Origin of the sequence: Phytohabitans maris (genome assembly GCF_031085175.1) — a bacterium.
Lineage (GTDB): Bacteria > Actinomycetota > Actinomycetes > Mycobacteriales > Micromonosporaceae > Phytohabitans > Phytohabitans maris.
Genome location: NZ_JAVHUY010000006.1, coordinates 148,971 through 168,357, shown reverse-complemented (window position 1 = coordinate 168,357; position 19,387 = coordinate 148,971). Strand labels below are relative to the sequence as shown.

The 19,387-nt window shown below is 72.9% G+C and carries 15 protein-coding genes, 1 pseudogene and 1 riboswitch; of the genes and pseudogenes, 5 read left to right on the top strand and 11 right to left on the bottom strand.

Going from position 1 to position 19,387, the window contains the following annotated elements; genetic code table 11:
- Nucleotides 1-48: 48 nt before the first annotated feature.
- The 11 genes and pseudogenes from murC to RB614_RS08255 all read right to left on the bottom strand — a co-directional run bounded on the left by murC (nt 49) and on the right by RB614_RS08255 (nt 13,956).
- A complete protein-coding gene (murC, locus tag RB614_RS08305) occupies nt 49-1,449 on the bottom strand; it encodes a UDP-N-acetylmuramate--L-alanine ligase (RefSeq protein ID WP_308711795.1) in 1,401 nt (466 codons plus the stop codon).
- Nucleotides 1,446-2,555, bottom strand: a complete 1,110-nt coding sequence (gene murG / locus RB614_RS08300; protein WP_308711794.1) for an undecaprenyldiphospho-muramoylpentapeptide beta-N-acetylglucosaminyltransferase — start codon at nt 2,553-2,555, stop codon at nt 1,446-1,448. The genes murC and murG overlap by 4 nt, the downstream gene beginning before the upstream one ends.
- Entirely contained in the window at nt 2,555-3,958 is a 1,404-nt protein-coding gene (locus tag RB614_RS08295; protein WP_308711793.1) for an FtsW/RodA/SpoVE family cell cycle protein, read from the bottom strand. Before RB614_RS08295 ends, murG begins: the two co-directional genes overlap by 1 nt.
- Nucleotides 3,959-4,079: 121 nt before the next feature.
- On the bottom strand, nt 4,080-5,177 hold the full coding sequence (mraY, locus tag RB614_RS08290; RefSeq protein ID WP_308711792.1) for a phospho-N-acetylmuramoyl-pentapeptide-transferase: 1,098 nt from the start codon (nt 5,175-5,177) through the stop codon (nt 4,080-4,082).
- Nucleotides 5,174-6,550 (bottom strand): UDP-N-acetylmuramoyl-tripeptide--D-alanyl-D-alanine ligase, encoded by a 1,377-nt coding sequence (locus RB614_RS08285; RefSeq protein WP_308711791.1) that lies wholly within the window; start codon nt 6,548-6,550, stop codon nt 5,174-5,176. Before RB614_RS08285 ends, mraY begins: the two co-directional genes overlap by 4 nt.
- Nucleotides 6,547-8,112 carry a UDP-N-acetylmuramoyl-L-alanyl-D-glutamate--2,6-diaminopimelate ligase gene (locus tag RB614_RS08280; protein ID WP_308711790.1) on the bottom strand — a complete coding sequence of 522 codons (1,566 nt, stop codon included), beginning with the start codon at nt 8,110-8,112 and terminating at the stop codon, nt 6,547-6,549. The genes RB614_RS08285 and RB614_RS08280 overlap by 4 nt, the downstream gene beginning before the upstream one ends.
- Before the next feature lie 54 nt (nt 8,113-8,166).
- A complete protein-coding gene (locus RB614_RS08275) occupies nt 8,167-10,500 on the bottom strand; it encodes a peptidoglycan D,D-transpeptidase FtsI family protein (RefSeq protein WP_308711789.1) in 2,334 nt (777 codons plus the stop codon).
- Between the two features lie 6 nt (nt 10,501-10,506).
- Nucleotides 10,507-11,142: a cell division protein FtsL gene (ftsL, locus tag RB614_RS08270; protein ID WP_308711788.1), complete on the bottom strand. Its 636-nt coding sequence runs from the start codon at nt 11,140-11,142 to the stop codon at nt 10,507-10,509.
- Nucleotides 11,143-11,212: 70 nt separating this feature from the next.
- Nucleotides 11,213-12,166: pseudogene (rsmH, locus tag RB614_RS08265) on the bottom strand (16S rRNA (cytosine(1402)-N(4))-methyltransferase RsmH); the annotation flags it as partial.
- 189 nt (nt 12,167-12,355) lie between these two features.
- On the bottom strand, nt 12,356-12,787 hold the full coding sequence (mraZ, locus tag RB614_RS08260; protein ID WP_308711787.1) for a division/cell wall cluster transcriptional repressor MraZ: 432 nt from the start codon (nt 12,785-12,787) through the stop codon (nt 12,356-12,358).
- 368 nt (nt 12,788-13,155) lie between these two features.
- On the bottom strand, nt 13,156-13,956 hold the full coding sequence (locus tag RB614_RS08255) for a C40 family peptidase (protein WP_308711786.1): 801 nt from the start codon (nt 13,954-13,956) through the stop codon (nt 13,156-13,158).
- A 32-nt stretch (nt 13,957-13,988) separates the two neighbouring features.
- Nucleotides 13,989-14,154: riboswitch (cyclic di-AMP (ydaO/yuaA leader) on the bottom strand.
- A gap of 333 nt (nt 14,155-14,487) precedes the next feature.
- Between RB614_RS08255 and RB614_RS08250 the strand changes: the two genes are divergently transcribed.
- The 5 genes from RB614_RS08250 (at nt 14,488) to RB614_RS08230 (ending at nt 19,281) form a co-directional block, all read left to right on the top strand.
- A complete protein-coding gene (locus tag RB614_RS08250) occupies nt 14,488-15,708 on the top strand; it encodes a Mur ligase family protein (RefSeq protein WP_308711879.1) in 1,221 nt (406 codons plus the stop codon).
- Complete coding sequence (locus RB614_RS08245) at nt 15,698-16,414, top strand: type 1 glutamine amidotransferase (protein WP_308711785.1); 717 nt, start codon at nt 15,698-15,700, stop codon at nt 16,412-16,414. The genes RB614_RS08250 and RB614_RS08245 overlap by 11 nt, the downstream gene beginning before the upstream one ends.
- Nucleotides 16,411-17,121 carry a TVP38/TMEM64 family protein gene (locus tag RB614_RS08240; RefSeq protein WP_308711784.1) on the top strand — a complete coding sequence of 237 codons (711 nt, stop codon included), beginning with the start codon at nt 16,411-16,413 and terminating at the stop codon, nt 17,119-17,121. The genes RB614_RS08245 and RB614_RS08240 overlap by 4 nt, the downstream gene beginning before the upstream one ends.
- A 649-nt stretch (nt 17,122-17,770) precedes the next feature.
- Entirely contained in the window at nt 17,771-17,932 is a 162-nt protein-coding gene (locus RB614_RS08235; RefSeq protein WP_308711783.1) for a hypothetical protein, read from the top strand.
- A gap of 590 nt (nt 17,933-18,522) precedes the next feature.
- Nucleotides 18,523-19,281: a C39 family peptidase gene (locus RB614_RS08230; protein WP_308711782.1), complete on the top strand. Its 759-nt coding sequence runs from the start codon at nt 18,523-18,525 to the stop codon at nt 19,279-19,281.
- The last annotated feature ends 106 nt before the right edge of the window (nt 19,282-19,387 follow it).

The following is a 19,387-nucleotide window of genomic DNA, read 5'->3' as shown; positions in this document are numbered from 1 at the left end:
CGCCACGCCGTTCTAGCGACATGGGGGGAGCTTCGATCACCGGAGAGGTCACGCGAGGGCCGCCAAGAGCTCGTCGCCCATCAGCGAGATCGGCGGGGCGCCCATCGTGACGACCACGTCGCCGGGCTTGGCGCGGCGGACCACCTCGGCGGGGACGTCCTCCCAGGAGGGTATGAAGACCTTCGAGCCGGACGGGAGGTCGACCGCGGCGGTCAGGGCGATGCCGCCCTCGCCGGGCTGGCGCACCTCGCCCGGGCCGAAGACCTCGAGGATGATCACCTCGTCGGCGATGGCCAGCGCGGTGGCGAGCTCGGCCTGCAGGTCGCGGGTGCGGTAGACCCGGTACGGCTGGAAGACCACCAGCAGCCGGCCGCCGGCGGCCACCTCGCGGAGCGTGTGCAGCGCGGCGGTCATCGACGTCGGGTGGTACGCGTACTCGTCGTACACGGCGACGCCGGCCGCGACGCCCTTGCGCTCGAAGCGCCGCCGCACCCCGGGGAACGCCGCAAGCGCGCGCACCGCCGCCTCCAGCGGAAGGTCGAGCCGGATCGCGGTGAGCACGGCGGCGGCGCTGTTGAGGCCGAGGTGGCGGCCGGGCACCGGCAGCGTGACCGTGCCGAGCGGCTTGCCGTCCAACGCGGCCTGGTACCGCACACCGTCCACTGAGGACACGATGTCGGTCAGGCGCAGGTCGGCATCCTCCGCCTCGCCGTACGTGTACACCGTGCGCCCCTCGCCGCGCAGCAGCTCGGCCAGCTCGCGGGTGCCCGGGTTGTCGGCGCAGGTGACCACGAACCCGCCCGGCCGCACCAGCCGCGCGAACTCGGCGAACGCGGCGGAGAGCCCGGCCAGGTCGCCGTACGTGTTGAGGTGGTCGGCGTCGATGTTGGTGATGATGGCCACGTACGGCCGGTAGAGCAGGAACGAGCGGTCGCTCTCGTCCGCCTCCACCACGAAGTACTGGCCGGTGCCGTGGTGCCCGTTGGAGCCCGCCTCGGAGATCTCGCCGCCGATGACGAACGACGGGTCCTCGCCGGCCTGCTGCAGGATGAGCGTCGCCATCGAGGTGGTGGTCGTCTTGCCGTGGGTGCCGGCCACCGCGATCGCCCGCCGCCCGGTCATCGCCGCGGCCAGCGCCTCGGCCCGGTGCAGCACGCGCAGCCCGCGCCGCCGCGCCTCGACCAGCTCCAGGTGGTCCTGCGGGATCGCGGTCGAGTAGACGACCGTGTCGACACCGTCCAGGTTGGACGCTTCGTGTGTCATGTGGACGGTGCCGCCGAGCGCGCGCAGCCCGGCCAGCGACGGCCACTCGCGCAGCTCGCTGCCGGAGACCGGGATGCCGCGGGTGAGCAGCAGTCGGGCCAGGCCGCTCATGCCCACGCCGCCCACGCCGATGAGGTGGACCGCGCCGAGATCCTCGGCGGTGAACTCGTCAACGGGCGAGGTCACGCCGCTGCCACCGCCTCGTAGACGAAGTCGAGCAGCGCCTCGTCGCCGTCGCGCCGGCCGTATGCGGCCGCTGCGGCGCCCATCGCCGCCAGCCGCTGCGGATCGCGTGCCAGCGGGACCACCGTCCTTTCGATCCAGTCCGGGCTCAGCTCGGCGTCGTCGACGAGCAGCCCGCCGCCGGCCTCCACGACCGGCAACGCGTTGCGCTTCTGCTCCTGGTTGCTGTGCGGGTACGGCACGTACACCGCGGGCAGCCCGAGCGCGGCCACCTCGGCGCAGGTCATCGCGCCGCCGCGGCACAGCATGAGGTCGGCCGCCGCGTACCCGAGCTCCATCTCGGACAGGTACGGCAGCGTCTTGTACGGCACCGGCAGGTCGCTCGGCGGCGACACCGCCTCGTTGCGGGCGCCGATCACGTGCAGCACCTGCACGCCGGCGCGGGCCAGCTCCTTGGCGGCGCCGATGACCGCGAGGTTGATCGAACGGGCGCCCTGCGAACCGCCGGAGACGAAGAGCACCGGCAGGTCGGGGCGGAGCCCGAAGTGGGCCCGGGCGGCGTCGCGGGCGGCCGCGCGGTCGAGCGAGCTGATCGAGCGGCGCAGCGGCACGCCCACCACCCGCGCGCCGCGCAGCGCCTCGGACTTCAGCGGCTGGTGCGGGAAGCCGACGGCGACGTGCTTGGTGAACTTCATGCCCATCCGGTTGGCCACGCCCGGCGGCACGTTGACCTCGTGGATCACGATCGGCATCTCGCGGCGCCAGGCGGCGAGGTAGGCCGGCACCGACACGTACCCGCCGAAGCCGACCACCGCGTCGGCCCGCACCTCGTCGAGCACCTTGCCCGCCGCGCGCGCCGAGCGCCACATCCGGTCCGGCGTACGCAGCAGGTTCATGTTGAGCGAGCGGGGCAGCTGGTAGGCCGGGATCTGTCGCAGGTCGTAGCCGTGCGGCGGGATCAGCTCGTTTTCCAGGCCCCTGGGCGTGCCGACGCAGGTGATGCGGACGTGCGGATCGTGCCGCCGGAGGCAGTCCGCGAAGGCCAGCAATGGGTAGATGTGGCCCCCGGTCCCCCCTCCCGCCAGGACGACCGACCGCAGCACACCCATCACCGTCTCCTCTCGCTCTCCGCGCCGCCGCGCCCCGCCGCCGTGGCGACCTTCGCGGCCGGCTTGGCGGCCGCGGGCTTCGTCGCCGGCTTGGCGGCCGGCGGCAGCGGTGGCAACGGGGCCCAGAGTAGCCGCACCCATTTAGCGGGCGGACGGGCGTGCAGGGCTCGAGCCGCGTCCGGCTCGGCACGGGCGAAGGAGGCGAGCATGCCTACCGCGGCGAGGGTGACCACGAGGGCACTGCCGCCGTCGGAGATGAACGGGAGCGGCAGGCCGGTGATCGGCAGCAGCCCCACCACCCCGCCGATGTTGATGACCGCCTGGCTGGCCAGCCAGGTGGTCACGGCCGCGGCGGCCAGCCGGCGGAACGGGTCGTCGACCCGGCGGGCGATGCGCAGGCCGGTGTAGGTCAGCACGGCGAACAGGGCGAGCACCACGACGCAGCCGACGACGCCCAGCTCCTCGGCGAGCACGGCGAAGATGAAGTCGTTCTGCTCGGCCGGCAGCCAGCCCCACTTGAGGCTGCTCTTGCCCAGCCCGACGCCGAACCAGCCGCCGTGGTCGATCGCGTACCGGGCCTGCATCGCCTGGTAGCAGGCTTGCTGGATGCAGTCGTCGGGCGGGTTGACGAACGAGGTCAGCCGGCCGAGCCGGTAGTTCGCCTCCCCTTCGGAGCTGGAGCCGCCGCCCAGCGAGGCGGCCGCGATCAGCAGCCCGACGCCGCCGAGGCCGAGCGCGGAGAGGACCGCGAAGACCCGCAGCCGTACGCCGGCGGCCCAGAGCAGGCCCACGACGACGGCGAGCAGGCAGAGCATCGTACCGAGGTCGTTGTAGCCGACCAGCACGAACAGCAGCCCCACCACCGGGAAGAGCGGCGTGGCCAGCTCGCGCCACCAGCCCAGCGCCTCACCCTTGCGGACCAGCAGGTCGGCACCCCACATGACCAGGCCGAACTTGGCCAGCTCGGAGGGCTGCACCTGGATCGGGCCGAGCCAGAGCCAGAGCAGGTCGGCCTTGAGCGGCCCGAACGAGACGGTGTCCTCGATGTCGGCCATCCGCCCGTACACGACGAGCAGGTTGAGGACCACCAGCAGCACGATCGCCGCGCCCAGGACCGGCCGGCCGAGCGCCCGGAACGTGCGGGCCGGCAGCCGCTGGCAGGCCCAGAAGGCGACCAGCCCGATCGCGGCGAAGACCACCTGCTTGGTGATCATCGTGAACGCGTTGCCGTTCGTCGCGTACGCCTTCACGCTGGTCGCCGAGAAGACCATGGTGAGGCCGATGACCAGCAGCAGGGCGGCGCTGGAGATCAGCAGGTAGTACGACGCGAGGGGACGCTGGAGCAGCCCGCGCAGCGCCGCGAGCGGACCGGCACCGGCACCGGCCTTGTCGTCCTCCCCCACGTCCTTATCATCAACGCCCCACCGCGCACACCCCGGCTAATTCCCGGGCGTGTCGCGTGCCGCCCTCACGATCGCCTCACCCTCCGCGTCCCCAAACGAACGTGATCGACTCCGTAAAGCTCTAGCTGACGGCCGTCAGGAACTCGGAGTAGAAGAGGCCCAGGCCGATCGCCACGCCGATGCCGGCGATGATCCAGAAGCGGACCACGATGTTGACCTCGCTCCAGCCGGCCAGCTCGAAGTGGTGCTGGAGCGGTGACATCCGGAAGACGCGTCTGCCGGTCGTCCGGAACGAGATCACCTGGATGACCACGGACATCGTGATGATGACGAAGAGGCCGCCGATGATGAGCAGCAGCAGCATCGTCCGGGAGGCCATCGCCAGGCCGCCGATCAGGCCGCCCAGCCCCAGCGCTCCGGTGTCGCCCATGAAGATCCGGGCCGGCGAGGTGTTCCACCACAGGAAGCCGACGCACGCGCCGGCCGCGGCGCCGGCGATCAGCGCTATCTCCAGCGGATCTCGTACCGCGTAGCAGTAGTCCACCGAGTAGTTCGGGTCCGCGCACCAGTGGCGGTACTGCCAGAAGGCGATCAGGCCGTACGCGGCGAGCACCATCACCGAGGCGCCGGTGGCGAGGCCGTCGAGGCCGTCGGTGAGGTTGACGCCGTTGCTGGCCGCCATCACCACGAAGATGAACAGCAGCACCGAGCCGACCTTGCCGACGTCGAGCCAGTCGACGTCCCGGATGAACGAGACGTGCGTGCTGCCGACCGTCTCGGTGTTGGTGCTCGGGAAGTAGAGCGCGACCACGCCGAAGACGCCGCCGACGATCGCCTGGCCGATCAGCTTGTACCGGCCGCTGAGCCCGCCGCTGTTGCGCCGCCGCACCTTCAGGTAGTCGTCGATGAAGCCGACCGCCCCGCAGAAGACGAAGAGCCCGAGCAGCACCAGCGCGGTGATCGTCGGGCCGACCTGGGCGATCTGCTGCTCGGGCAGGGTGGTCAGCGCGGCGTGACCGGCGACGTACGCCAGGACCGTGGCGATGATGAACACCACGCCGCCCATCGTCGGCGTGCCCTTCTTGCCCTGGTGGGTCGAGGGGCCGATGGAACGGATGGGCTGTCCCGCCTTGAGCGCGGTGAAGACCCGGATGCCGACCGGGGTGCCGAAGAGCGACACCAGGAACGCGACCGCGGCCGCGACGATGACCGCCCTCACGAACTGGCCCCTGGTCGAAGCGAGTCAACCACGTCCCAGGTGCGGTAGCGCGAGCCCTTCACGAGCACGACGTCGCCGGGGCGCAGCTCGCGCCGCAGCGCCGCGACGGCCGCGCCCTGATCGGTAACCAGCACCGACTCTCCTCCCCACGTCGCCACGGCCGCCGCGCCGGAGTGGATCGGCGCGGCGGTGTCACCCACCACGATCAGCCGGTCGACGCCGAGCTCAGCGGCGAGGCGGCCGACCTCCTCGTGGCCTTCCCGCTCGTACTCGCCCAGCTCGGCCATGTAGCCCAGCACCGCCACCGTGCGGCGGCCCCCGCCGGTGCCGACCAGCGCGCGCAGCGCGGCCGCCATCGAGGCGGGATTGGCGTTGTACGAGTCGTCGATGACCGTGACACCGTCGGCACGGTCGAAGACATCCATCCGGCGGGCGGAGACCACCCGCAGCCGCGACAGGGCGTCGCCCAGCTCGGCCACCGGGAAGCCGAGCGTGTGCGCGACCGCCGCGGCCAGCAGCGTGTTGCCCACCTGGTGGCGCCCGGCGATGGCGAGCCGCACCGGCGCCTCCCCGTCCGGCGTGACGAGCGTGAACGCCGCCCGCCCCGCCGAAAGGGTCACGTCCGCCGCGCGCACCGTCGCGTCCGGCGCCTCACCGGCCAGCACCACCTTCGCGCCGGTACGGGCGGCCATCGCGCGTACCCGGGGATCGTCGGCGTTGAGCACCGCCACGCCGTCCGCCGGCAGCGCCTCGACCAGCTCGCCCTTGGCGGCGGCGATCGCGTCGACCGAGCCGAACTCGCCGATGTGCGCGACGCCCACGTTGATCACCACGCCGATCCGCGGCGGGGCGACCTCGCAGAGGTGGGTGATGTGCCCGGCGCCCCGGGCGCCCATCTCCAGCACCAGGAAGCGGGTCCGCTCGTCGGCGCGGAGCACCGTGTACGGATGCCCGAGCTCGTTGTTGAACGAGCCGGCCGTCGCCACGGTCGGGCCGAGCCGGGTGAGCAGCTGCGCGACGAGGTCCTTCGTGGTCGTCTTGCCGGAGGAGCCGGTGAGCCCCACGACGGTCAGGGCGGGCAGCCGGTCGACCACGTACCGGGCGAGCGTGGCCATCGCGGCGCGCTGGTCCTCGACCAGGATCGCCGGCACCGGTACCGGCCGGGACGCCAGCACCGCCACGGCACCGGCCGAGACGGCGGCGGCGGCGTAGTCGTGGCCGTCCACCTTCTCGCCGGGGAACGCCACGAACAGCCCGCCCGGCGTCACCTTGCGGGAGTCGAACTCGACGGTGCCGGTCACCCGGATCGAAGGGTCGCCCTCCAGCCGGCCACCGACGGCGGTCGCGATCTCGGCGAGCGTCAACGCGATCACGTACCCACCTCCGCGAGCGCCGCGGCCAGCTCCACCCGGTCGTCGAACGGCAGCACCTCGCCACCGACCTCCTGTCCGCGCTCGTGCCCCTTGCCCAGCACCGCGACGATGTCGCCGGGCGCCGCCTTGCCCACCGCGAAGTCGATCGCCGCCCGCCGGCCGGCGATCTCGAAGACCTCGGCGGGCGTATCCCCGATCCCGTCGAGGAGCCCGCGCCGGATCGCCGCGGCATCCTCGGTACGCGGATTGTCGTCGGTGACCACCACGATGTCGGCTCCCTCGGCCGCGGCCCGGCCCATCAGCGGGCGCTTGGCCTTGTCCCGGTCGCCGCCGGCCCCGATCACGCAGAAGAGCCGCCCGCCCCGGTCGGTGGCGAGCTCGCGCAGCGCGGTGAGCGCGGCCACGATCGCGTCCGGCTTGTGCGCGTAGTCGACCACGCCGAGCACCGGCCCGGCGCTCTGCTGGTCCGCGCTCGCGCCGGCCCGCCGGGGCCAGACCCGCTCCAGCCGCCCCGGAACACCCGGGCAGTCGGCCACGCCCCGCGCGGCGGTGGCCGGGTCGGCGCCGGTGGCGACCAGCGCGGCGATGGCGAGCAGCGCGTTGGCGACGTTGTGCCGGCCGGGCAGCGAGACGCCCGCCTCGACCGGCCCGTCCGGCCCGATCGCGGTGAACCGCTGCGAGTACGACGTGCCGGCGACGGCGGAGGCCCGCCAGGTGGCGGACGCGGCGCCGTCCGCCGAGTACGTAACCGTGGCCGGCTTCGTCAGCGGCCGCAGCGCGGGATCGTCGAGGTTGAGGATCTCCACCCGGCAGCGGCCGTCGAAGAGCTTCGCCTTGGCCGCGAAGTAGTCCGCCGCGTCCGCGTGGAAGTCGAGGTGGTCGAGGCCGAAGTTGGTGTACCCGCCGACGTCGAAGCGGACCCCGCCGACCCGCCCCATCGCGAGCGCGTGGCTGGACACCTCCATCACCACGGCGGTCACGCCCCGCTCCCGGGCCACGGCGAGCAGCGCGTGCAGGTCGGTGGCCTCGGGCGTGGTGCGGACGCTCTCCACCACCAGGTCGCCGAGGCGGGTCTCGACGGTGCCGATCAGCCCGGTCACGTGGCCGGCGGCGCGCAGGCCGCTCTCCACCAGGTACGCGGTGGAGGTCTTGCCGGCGGTGCCGGTGATGCCGATGACGGTGAGCTGCCCGGTCGGGTCGCCGTAGACGGCCGAGGCGACCGCGCCGAGCGCGTCCCGCGGGTCGGGTACCACGATCGCGGGCAGCCCGGCCGCGGCCGCCGCGCCGGCGCCGCCCGGGTCGGTGAACACCGCCACCGCGCCGGAAGCGGCGGCGGCGGCCACGAACTCGGCGCCGTGCCGCCGGGCGCCGGGCAGCGCCGCGTAGAGGTCGCCGGGGCGGACGTCGCCGCTCGCGTGGGTCACGCCGCTGACCAGCGGATCAGCCGCCGCGCCAGGAGCGCCGCCGGCCAGCGGGTCAGCCGGGGCGGTGGCACCCACCAGCGCCGCGAGGCCGGTCAGGGACCGCGGGGTCACCGTACGCGGACGGAGATTGCCAGGCACGGCGTCAGACCCTACCGGTTGATGGCACGCCCGCCGTACAGCACGTCCGGCGGTTCAGGGGTAGACGACGAACTTCGGCGGCTTCCCGCTGCTCGCGGGTACCCCGAAGTGGGTGAGCGCGTACCCCATCATGTCGTGGAACGCCGGCGCGGTGACCTCGCCGCCCCCGCCAGCCGGGGTGTGCGCGAAGACCGCGATGACGTACCGGGGGTTCTCCGCCGGCGCCATGCCGACGAACGACGCGACCGAGCCGGAGACGTACTGGCCGTTGACGACGCGCGAGCCGGTGCCGGTCTTGCCGGCCACCCGGTACCCGTCCACGGCCGCGCGCACGCCGGTGGCGCCCTCCACGCTGGTCACCGCTTCCAGCATCTGGCGCAGTGTCTGGGCGTTCTCCGGGCTGAGCACCTGCCGCGTGACGGGCGGCGCGGTCGGCGTGCGCTTGCCGTCCGGCGCGATCGTCTCCTTGACCAGGTGCGGCTGCACCCAGGTGCCGTCGTTGGCGATCGCCGCGTACGCCGCGGCCATCTGCAACGGCGTCACCGCGACACTGTGACCGATCGGCACCGACCCGTACGACGAGCCGCTCCACTTGCCCGGCGGCAGCAGCAGGCCGGAGGCCTCGCCGGGCACGCCCACGCCGGTCGCCGTGCCGAGCCCGAACTTCTTCTGGTACTCGTACAGCTTCTCCTTGCCCAGCTTGTCGGCGATCGCGATCGTGCCCACGTTGGACGAGTACGCCAGGATGCCCGGGATGCTCATCCGCTTGGGCGTCCAGTTGGTGTGCGTGTCCTTGAACCACTGGTCGCCCTTGCGCACCCGCGGCCCCACCACGAACGTGTCCGTCGGCTTGACCGCGCCCTCCTGCAGCGCCGCCCCGATGGTGATCGCCTTGTGCACCGAACCCGGGTCGACCACGAAGCTGGTCGCCGTGTCCTCGCGGTCCTCCGCCTTGCTCTTCAACGGCTGCGCCGCGTCGTACGTCGGGTAGCTGGCCTGCGCCAGCACCTCGCCGGTGCGCACGTCGAGCACCACCGCCGCCCCGGTGTACGCCTTGGCCTGCGCCATCCGCTCGGCGAGCGTCTTCTGCACGAAGTACTGCAGGTCGCGGTCGATGGTCAGCTGGAGCGAGCTGCCCGGCTGCGCCTCGGTCGTGCGGTTGTAGCCACCCGGGATCTCCGCGTTGAGCGAGCCCTGCCCGACCTCGAAGACCCGCTTGCCGTCCACGCCGCGCAGCAGGTCGTCGTAGCGCGCCTCCAGCCCTTCCAACCCGTTGAGGTCCTGGCTGGTGAAGCCGATGATGCTAGCCGCGAGGTCCTGGCCGGGCACCTGGCGCCGCTCGTCCCGGTCGACGATGATGCCGGCCAGGTCGAGCGCCTCGACCCGCTGACCGTCGGCGATGCTGACCCCGCGGGCCAGGTACTCGAAGCGGGACGGGCCGCCGCCCGGCTGCTGGCGCTTGGCCATCTTGGCGATCAGCTCCGACTTGGGCACCGCGATCAGCGGCTGCAGCGCGGCGGCCGTCTTCTCCAGGTCGGTGACCAGCTCCGGGTCGACCGCGACGTAACGCGCCTCGACGCTGTGCGCGAGCACCGCGCCGCCCCGGTCATAGATGGCGCCGCGCGGCGCCGGCAGGTCGACCCGGTCCAGCCGCGTCTGCAGCCCCTTCTCCGCGAACGCCGGCGACTCGGTGAACTGCATCGTCACGATCCGGATCCCGATCGTGGCGAAGACCGTCAGCGCCAGCACCGTACCGAGGCGCAGCCGCCGCCGCTGGTCCATCAGCCGCGGCGGGCGCCGCGGAGCCCTTTTCCGCGGCGCGGGCGGCCGCTTGGCCGCCGCGGACGCCTTCGCCGCCGTCGTCCGCTTTCGAGGCGCGGGTACGGCCGCGGTGGTGGACTTCCGCCTGACCCTGGGCGGGGCCTCGGTGCGGCCCGCCGGCTGTTCGGCCCGCTGCCGGCTGTTGCCGCCCGTGCGACCGCCGTTGCCGCCCGCCCGGCCGGTTCCGCCCGCCGCCGCACGGCCGTTGCCGCCGCGCGGCTGCTCCTCCGGGGCCGGGCGCCGGGGAGCGCGCGGCTTGCCCCCCTCGACCACCTGCAGTGCCGGGCGGAACGGGTCGGTGGTGCGCCCGGTGCGCGGCGTCCGCTCCCGCACCGTGCGGCCGCGCGGCGTGTACGCCCGCGCCTCGGAGATGCCGAAGCCGCGCTCGCCGGGCGGATCCGCCTCGGGCTTCCCACCCCGGCGCGGGGCGTCCGTGCCATGGGTGGAGCCGCGCCGGGGCTCCTCGCTCCCCCGGCGCGGCGCTGCCTCCTCTGGACGCTGGTCCTCGCGTCGCGTGCCCGCTCCGCGCGGACCAGACCCGGAAGACCCCGATGGCCGCTGCGGCATCGTCACCTACTCCGTCGGCTGCTGGTCGGTGCCGGTCCCCTGCTGGTTGTCACCGCTCGTGCCCGTGCCCGTCTGGCCGGTGCCCGTACCGGTGCCGGTCTGCCCGGTACCCGGGTCGCCGGTGCCGGTGTCCTGCTGGCTGGTGATCGACGGCGGCTGCGTGGCCGGCGTCATCATGCCGGTGACCCGGCCGTCCGGGAGCCGGATCTGGACCGGGGTGCCCTCCACGAGACCCAGCCGGTGCGCCTGGGCGGTGAGGTTGCCCGGGTCCTCGGCCCGCGCGATCTCCTGCTTGAGCTGCTGCTCCTGGACGTCCAGCGAGGTCTGCCGCTCGCGCAGCTCGCTGAGCCGGAAGGCGTTTTCGTTGATCTTCGTGTTGACCACGAGGATGCCCAGGACGCCGCCGACCACGACGACCAGGATCAGCGCGATGAACGGCGCTCTCGGCACCGCCACCGGCAGCGGCGGCGCGACCCGCAGCCACGGCACGACCTTGCGCTCCCGCGGTGCGCCCCCCGGGGCCGCGGAAGCCGGCTCTGTGTTGATCACCTCGGTCTTCAGCGCTGTGTTGCCCACCGTCTGGTGCTCCCGCGCCGCGGTCCGGCCCCCCGACCGCGGTGTGTAGCGCTTGCTGGCGTTCATGTCCCCTCCCTCCAAGAACCGCGGCACATGCGCGCTCCGCTTCGCTGCGCGCCCATGCCGCTCAAACCTCTTCGATCCGGGCCGCGGCCCGCAGCCGCACCGATGCGGCGCGCGGGTTGGCCGCGACCTCCTCGTCGCTCGGGAGCTCGGCGCCGCGGCTGAGCAGCCGCAGCGTCGGCCCGGTGCCGGGCAGCTCGACCGGCAGGTCGACCGGCCCGGTGCTCCGCGCCCGCGCGGCGAGCGCCCGCTTGGTGATCCGGTCCTCCAGCGAGTGGTAGGAGAGGATCACCACGCGGCCGCCCGGCGCGAGGGCGTCGAGCGCGGCCGGCAGCGCCGTCGAAAGCGCCGCCAGCTCGCCGTTCACCTCGATGCGAAGTGCCTGGAACGTTCTCTTGGCCGGGTGCCCCCCGGTCCGCCGGGCCGGCGCGGGTATCGCGTCCCGCACCAGATCGGCCAGCCGTGCCGACGAGGTGATGGGTTTCTTCGCCCGTTCCCGCACGATCGTCGCGGCGATCCGTGCGGCGAACCTCTCCTCGCCGTACACCCGCAGCACCCTGGTCAGCTCGGGTGCCTCGTACGTGTTGACGACCTCCTCGGCCGTGCGACCGGTGGTCTGGTCCATCCGCATGTCCAGCGGCGCGTCCTGCGCGTACGCGAACCCGCGGTCGGGCGCGTCGAGTTGCAGGGACGAGACGCCGAGGTCGAAGAGGACGCCGTCGACCCACTCGTAGCCGAGCCGGTCGAGCACCTGGGGCAGCTCGTCGTAGACGGCGTGCACCAGGTGGACCCGCTCCGCGAACGGCTCCAGCCGCGCCCGCGCGTGTGCGAGCGCCTCCGGGTCCCGGTCGAGTCCGATCAGGACGGTCCGCGGGTGTGCCCGGAGCACCGCCTCCGCGTGACCGCCGAGGCCGAGGGTGGCGTCCACGTGCACGGTGGTGCGGTCACCGCGGTCGAGCGCGGGCGCGAGCAGCGCGAGGCACCGCTCCAGCAGCACCGGCACGTGAGTGCCGCGCAGCTCCCCCATCTCGACCCCCAGTGACCCGCCCGTGTGCGCATGCGCCCGGTGCCGAAGAACCGTGCGCCGTACTGCCAGATCCCCATCCGCCCTTCCGTACGCCTCCTTCGCGGGGAGGCCGGGACGCGCCTGACATCGGGGAAGAGACGTCAGGAGCAGGAGCGGCTGGAGATCTCGCAGTACGGCGTCTGCCAGCCCTTACAGTCCTCCGGGCAGCACCCCCTCCTCGATGCCCGCGAAGTCCTCTTCGCTCTCGGAGAGATAGGTGTCCCACGCTTGCTTGTCCCAGATCTCCACCCGGGTGCTCGCACCGATCACGACGAGCTCGCGGCTCAGCCCGGCGTACTCCCGCAGGTGGCCCGGGATCGTCACCCGGCCCTGCTTGTCGGGCACCTCGTCGTGGGCGCTCGCGAAGAACACCCGGCTGTAGGCCCGAGCCGCCTTGTGCGTCATCGGCGTCTCGCGCAGCTGGCCGGCGATCCGCTGGAACTCCGGCGCCGGGAAGACGTAGAGACAGCGCTCCTGCCCTTTTGTGATCACGACACCTCCCGCCAGCTCGTCTCGAAACTTCGCCGGAAGGATCAACCGGCCCTTTTCGTCCAGGCGCGGAGTGTGGGTGCCGAGAAACATCGGCCCACCCCCTCGCCTTTCGCGGCTTTCGCGGAGCCGCTATCCCCCGGGGCCGGCGGGTCCCTCCGGTGAGTAACCCTGCCACTGCGCCCCACTGTACTCCACTTCCCTCCACTCGCAACCGGAATCGCAGCGTTGGTCGGCTGACCCTCTTGACAAAACCGCACGTCAAATGCGGTGGAGCGTGGTGGAGGGTCTGGATGGCGACAGGCCCGGGGCCCCAACCGGCGCCAAACACGATCCAGGGCAAACCCGGACGGGCTTGCCCTGGATCGTTGGGGGGATGGGGGATGTTCAGGAGATAGGGAGGAAAGTGGAGGGTGCGGGGAGGCCGGGGTCCCGGCCGGCCCCCTCACACACGGGGACTCCTAGGCGAGCCGCCGGACCACGTAGTTGGTGGACCAGATCTTGTGCTTGCCGACCCGCACACCCGGGCGCGGCGCGTCGTACATGTAGCCGCCCCCGGCGTAGATGCCGGCGTGCGTGCCGTACGACCCGGAGCGGATCACGATCAGGTCGCCCGGCTGCATCTTGCTCTTGGCCACGCCGACCCCGGACCGCTGCTGGTCGTTCGCCTTGTGCGGCAGCACCTTGCCGGTGGCCATGCGGTACACGTACTTGGTGAAGCCGGAGCAGTCGAAGGCGGACGGACCCGTCGCCCCGTACCGGTACGGCTTGCCGACGTGCTTGCGCGCCTCGGCGAGCACCTTGGCGCGGCCGGCGACCACCGTGACCTTGACCGAACCGGTGGCGGCACCCTTGAGCGCCCCGTGTCCGCTGTAGACGGCCCGGTAGGTGTAGGTCCCGGATGGACGGATGGAGAGGATGGCCAGGCCGGTGGAGTAGACCGGGCGGGTCCCGGTGCTGACCCACCGCCCCTTCCAGATCTGGAACTGGACGCTGCCGCCCCAGACCCCCTTTCCGGTACGCGGATCGGTGATCTTGGCGGTGAGCCGGAGCGTGGCGCCCTGCGAGATCTGGGCGGCACTCCGGGTGATCGTCACCCGCGGCGTCACCGAGGCGACGGCGCTGGCGTTGGTGGTGGTGACGGTGCTGGTCGTCGCCGGCGCGGTGCCGGCGGACGCCGGCCCGGCCAGGAGCTGGCCGGCGCACACGCACAACCCCACGGCGAGCGCGAGCCGGCCGGCTCGGCTTTTCGTGGGCAGCACGCGTCGGCCCGAACTGTGTTCGCGCACGATGTGTTTTCCCTCCGGCACGCCTACGAGGTGAGCTGTCGGGTTCGGGCGGGAAGGATTGCCCGGCCGCCACGTGGCGGCCTCACCCCAAGGTCACTCCCAGCCGGGCCATTGCCCGGTGGGTCGGGACCGCGATCCTGGGTCCCCCGTCCCTGCCCGCTATTCCGTTGTCTGCCTCCAGGGGTCCGCACCACACGGGAGGGCAGGGCTCGGCGTGTCCCGGCGGTGCGGCCGGGTGACGACCCGGCCCACCGTTTCTAGCGGATGCCTCCATAGACGCAGCGTAATTGTGATCTCACAATAAGAAGTTGGCACTGAGATAAATGAGCGATCGTTAAGGCCACTGCCCTAAATGTCGCGACGCTCTGTCGCACGTGAATTGACTCTCCGTAGACGAATCACCGTGAGTATCACCACAGACTTCGTGCTGTTCCGACGGCTTCCTGACGCGACAGTGGAGATCCAGTCCGCGTTGGTAACCTCGCCACCGTGACGGACGGCAAGATGCCCCTGCGGGCGAAGGTCGCCAGCTCGGTCTCCCGCACGGCGGCCGCCCTGTCGCGAGCGGCGGGGCGCGGCGACGGTTCGGTGATCGGCGGCTGGATCGGCCTGAAGATCGACCCCGACCTCCTCGCCCACCTGGCCGCCGGACGCGCGATCGCCCTGATCTCCGGCACCAACGGCAAGACGACCACCACCCGCCTGGCCGCGGCGGCGGTCGGCGTGCTCGGGCCGGTCGCGACGAACGGCTTCGGCGCCAACATGCCGACCGGCCACACCTCGGCGCTCGCCAAGGCCGGCCAGACGCCGTACGCGGTGCTGGAGGTCGACGAGCACTACCTGGCGAAGGTGCTGGCCGCCACCGAGCCGCGCGTGGTGGCCCTGCTCAACCTCTCCCGCGACCAGCTCGACCGGGCCAAAGAGGTCGCGATGATGGCCCAGCTGTGGCGCACCGCCCTCGCCGAGCACCCGAGCGTGCACGTGGTGGCCAACGCGGACGACCCGATGGTGGTGTGGGCCGCCGCCGGCTCGCCGGCCGTCACCTGGTTCAGCGCCGGCCAGCGGTGGCACGACGACTCGTGGGTCTGTCCCGAGTGCGGCTCGCCGATCGAGCGCCAGGCCGACCAGTGGTGGTGCACCGGCTGCTCGCTGCGCCGGCCGGTGCCGCAGTGGGTGGTCGAGGACGACGGGGTGGTCGACCCGCGCGGCGCCTGGCACAAGATCTCGCTCCAGCTCCCCGGCCGGGTCAACCTCGGCAACGCGGCCACCGCGCTCGCGGTCGCGGCCCAGTTCGGCGTCCGCCCGACCGACGCGGTCTCCCGGCTTTCCACCGTGGCCTCGGTCGCCGGCCGGTACGCTCAAGTGGTCCGCGACGGGCGCAACATCCGGCTGCTGCTCGCGAAAAACCCGGCCAGCTGGCTGGAGGCGTTCGACATGGCCGACGCGGCGCCGACGCTGCTCTCGATCAACGCGCGCGATCCCGACGGGCTCGACACGTCCTGGCTGTTCGACGTCGACTTCAGCCCGCTGCGCGGCCGGCAGGTCCTCATCACCGGTGACCGTGCGTACGACCTGGCGGTACGCCTCGAAGTGAACGGCGTGCCGTTCCAGCACGTACGTACCTTCGTCGAGGCGGTGAAGCTGGTGCCGCCCGGCCGCCTGGAAGTGATCGCCAACTACACCGCGTTCCAAGACATCCGAGCGGAGCTCGACCGTGTCCTCTGACAGCACGATCAGCATCGTCTGGATCTATCCGGACCTGCTGTCCACGTACGGCGACCGGGGCAACCTGCTCATCCTCGCCCGCCGGGCCGCGCTGCGCGGGCTCCCGGTGCGGACCTTGGAGGTGCGCTCCGACCAGCCGCTGCCCACCAACGCCGACATCTACCTGCTCGGCGGCGGCGAAGACGGCCCGCAGGCGCTCGCGGCGCAGCGGCTGATCGCCGACGGCGGACTGCACCGGGCGGTGGCGCAGGGCTCGGTGGTGTTCGCGGTGTGCGCCGGATACCAGCTGCTCGGCGGCGCGTTCTTCGCCAAGGGCACCCAGTACGCCGGCCTGGACCTGCTCGACTTCCGCTCCGACCGGGGCCCGACCCGCGCGGTCGGCGAGCTCGGCGGCCCGATCGACCCGCGGCTGGGCCTGCCCCCGCTGACCGGGTTCGAAAACCACGGCGGCCGCACCCACCTGGGCCCGGGCGTGTCGCCGCTGGCCCGGGTCAGCACCGGCATCGGCAACGACGGTACGACCGAGGGAGCGTGGCGGGGCAAGCTGCTCGGCACGTACTCGCACGGCCCGGCCCTGTCCCGCAACCCGGCCATCGCCGACCTGCTGCTGCGCTGGGCCACCGGGTACGACTCGCTGCCGCCCCTCGACGACACCTGGTCCGACCGCCTCAGAGCGGAGCGCATGGCCGCGACGGCGGCGTCGTGACGGCCCGGCTGCGCCGCTGGGCGGGCCTGCTCCGGCAGCGTTCCGTCGCCCGCTTCGCGCTGCTGGTGGCGCTGCTCGCCGTGTTCGGCCTGACCGTGTTCCTCCTCCCCCAGCCCGAACTCTCCGACGCGCCCCGCCTGGTCGACCGGCTGGGCCCGCTCGCGCCGCCCGCGGCCATCGTGCTCGGCGCGCTGATGATGGTGGTACTCGTCCCGCGCACGCTGGTGTCGTTCGCGTGGGGCGCGCTCTTCGGCACGGTCGGCGGCGCCAGCTACGCGCTCGGTGCCGCGCTGCTCGCCGCCGCGCTGGGCTTCGCGGTCGGCCGCACGCTGGGCCGCGACTTCGTGGCCGAACGCGTCCGCGGCCGCCTGGCCCGCCTGGACGGCTGGTTCGCGCGGCAGAGCGTGCTCGGCGTGGTCACGGTGCGCCTGCTCCCGGTGGGTGGTTTCGGCCTGATCAGCTACGGCTACGGCACGACCGGCGCGCGGCTGCGCCCGTTCCTGATCGGCAGCGTGCTGGCCTCGGTCCCGTCCGCCTTCGGCTACGCCGCGATGGGCGCCGCGGTGGCGTCGCCCGGCGACATCAACTGGTTCGCCATCGCCCCGGCCGGCCTCGGCCTGGTCGCCACCACGGTCATCGTCACCAAGTGGCGCCGCTCCCGCCGCGCCGCAGCCGCCACCTCCGCGCCAGCCCCCACCTCCGCCTGACCCCCGGTCGCAGCGCGCCCGGTCTCCTCGGCTCAGCGGCACCAGATCGTGGTACATGAGTGCCCCCAGGCGGGCACCGAAATACCACGATCGGTTTTCGCGTGTCCCGCTGGGGCTCCCGCACCGCTGGGGCCGGTGGCGAGCTGGCGCTGCCGGGGGAGCACAGACGGGGCCGCTCCAGAGCTTCCCGCACACACACATCCGTCCGCCGGCGGCGGCGCGGTGGTGAAGGGTCGTGGACGCACGGACCCCAGACGGCCGCCGGCTCCGAGGAAGGGGCCGGGGTAAGAGCGGGAAAGCGCCCCCAGGAGCAGCGATTCACCACGGACGGCTTGGCCCCCGGGCAACCGGCATGCGTGCCCCGTCTGTGCGAGCAGCTCGAGAGCTCCGCGCATCACCATGCGATCGCCGCACCGGCCCCCACAAGCGACATCGCGCGCGACACATGGCGAAACCGACCACACGCCCACGTAACGACGGCGGGCCGCGGCATATCCGGGGGCGGGCCGGCGTTGGCATGGGCCCGGCGACGAGGGGTCGGGCCGCGCCCCAGGCGGCCGTCGCTCGTTCTACATCCTGTGCGGGTCGTCGGCCCGCACCGCCGGGGCCCCCTGCGCCGGCCACTACCGCACGACAACGGGAGTGGTACGTGAGTGGGGGCACGCGGGTCCTCTGGGCCGTCGTGATCGGGTTCTTCGCGCTGGCGATCGCGGCCGCGGTCCTGCCGCCGTTTGTCGCCTTCCTGGGCGCGGTGGTGGCCGTTGCCGGGTTCTGGCACGTGACGAAGAAGCCGGACGGGCCAGTCCAGTGAGCTGACCGGCCCCGCACATTCGACCCGCCGGGGCGACCGCCCCCGGACCCCAAGGCCCCGTCCACATGACCCGCGGGCCGAGGGCGGCCACCCCGGCGGGCCCCCAAAGGCCACCCCGGCGGGCCCACAAAGCCGCCCTGGCGGGCGCGAAGAGCCGCCCCCGCGGCCCCGGACAACGGTCCGCCGGGTGCCGGATACGACCCGCCCGGCGGGCGCCCGGGCACGGCGGACCCGCAGGCCACAGACGTCCGGACCGGAAATCTGACCCGGACCGGCCGGGCCGATATGGGACGCCCGGGTCACGCCGGCCAGTGGCCTTGTCCACGCCCCGGGCCCGGGAATGGATCGGGTTACCGGCCGGTTGAAATGCCCGGCACGCCGGAACCCCACCGCGCGTGCCGCTGCGTTTGCGGCGAGTACCAATGGATGCCGCGGACAGGCGCGAAGACGCGCTGGCAAAGCGCACACGCACAGCACAGCACACAGCGCAAAAGCGCACAGCGCGAAGACGCGCGGACAGCGCAAGTGTGGTGGGCCTCGCCCCCGAGGCGCCGCCATCATCCCCCAGCAAAACGAAAGGGTTCCCCCTGATGAAGCACGTCCTCGATCGATGGCTCTCGTCCATCGACAGGAACCGGCTCCAACGGCCTGCCATGTTCGCCGCTGGGTTGGCACTCGCCGTCGGCACCGTCGGCGGTCCGGCGGCCATCCAGGCCGCCAACGAACCGGCCAGCGCGGCGGCGCCCGTGACGGCCACCGTCGCCGGCAACGGTGACGGGACCGCCAAGCCGGTGCACGACAGCACCAAGAAGGACGACGCCAAGAAGGCCACGCCCAAGAAGGCGGCCCAGGTCCGCTTCGGCTACCAGGAGCAGAGCACGTACTACTTCTGCGCCCCGGCGGCGACCCGCATCGCGCTCTCCGCGACCGGGCACGCGCTGAGCCAGGAGGACCTGGCCGGCAAGCTGGGCACGACGGTCAACGGCACCGATTCGGCGCACGAGACCACGCGCGTGCTCAACGACGTGAACGGGACGGACTTCTACCGTACGCGGGAGATCCCCGGCCCGGCCGCCAAGCCGGCGGAGATGGACCGCCTCCAGGCGGACGCCGTGCGTGCCCTGGGCAACGGCTACCCGATCGTGGCCAACATCAAGGGCACGGCCGTGGACGTGGACGGTAAGGCGCACTCGTACGAGGGTGGGCACTACCTGACCGTCGTCGGCTACCGCGACGAGGGGCGCACGCTCCAGATCGCGGACCCGTACGACACGTCGAACGGTGGCACCTACTGGATGACGACCATCTCGGTCGCCAACTGGATCGCCGAGCGCGGCTACAGCGCCTGACGATCCACAAGGGACTGATGCGAGCGGCCGCGGGCGGGGGGCACCCCCCCGCGGGCCCCGAGGGGGGTGGCGGGGGTCGCCGGCCCCCCCCCCCCGGCCCGCCCCC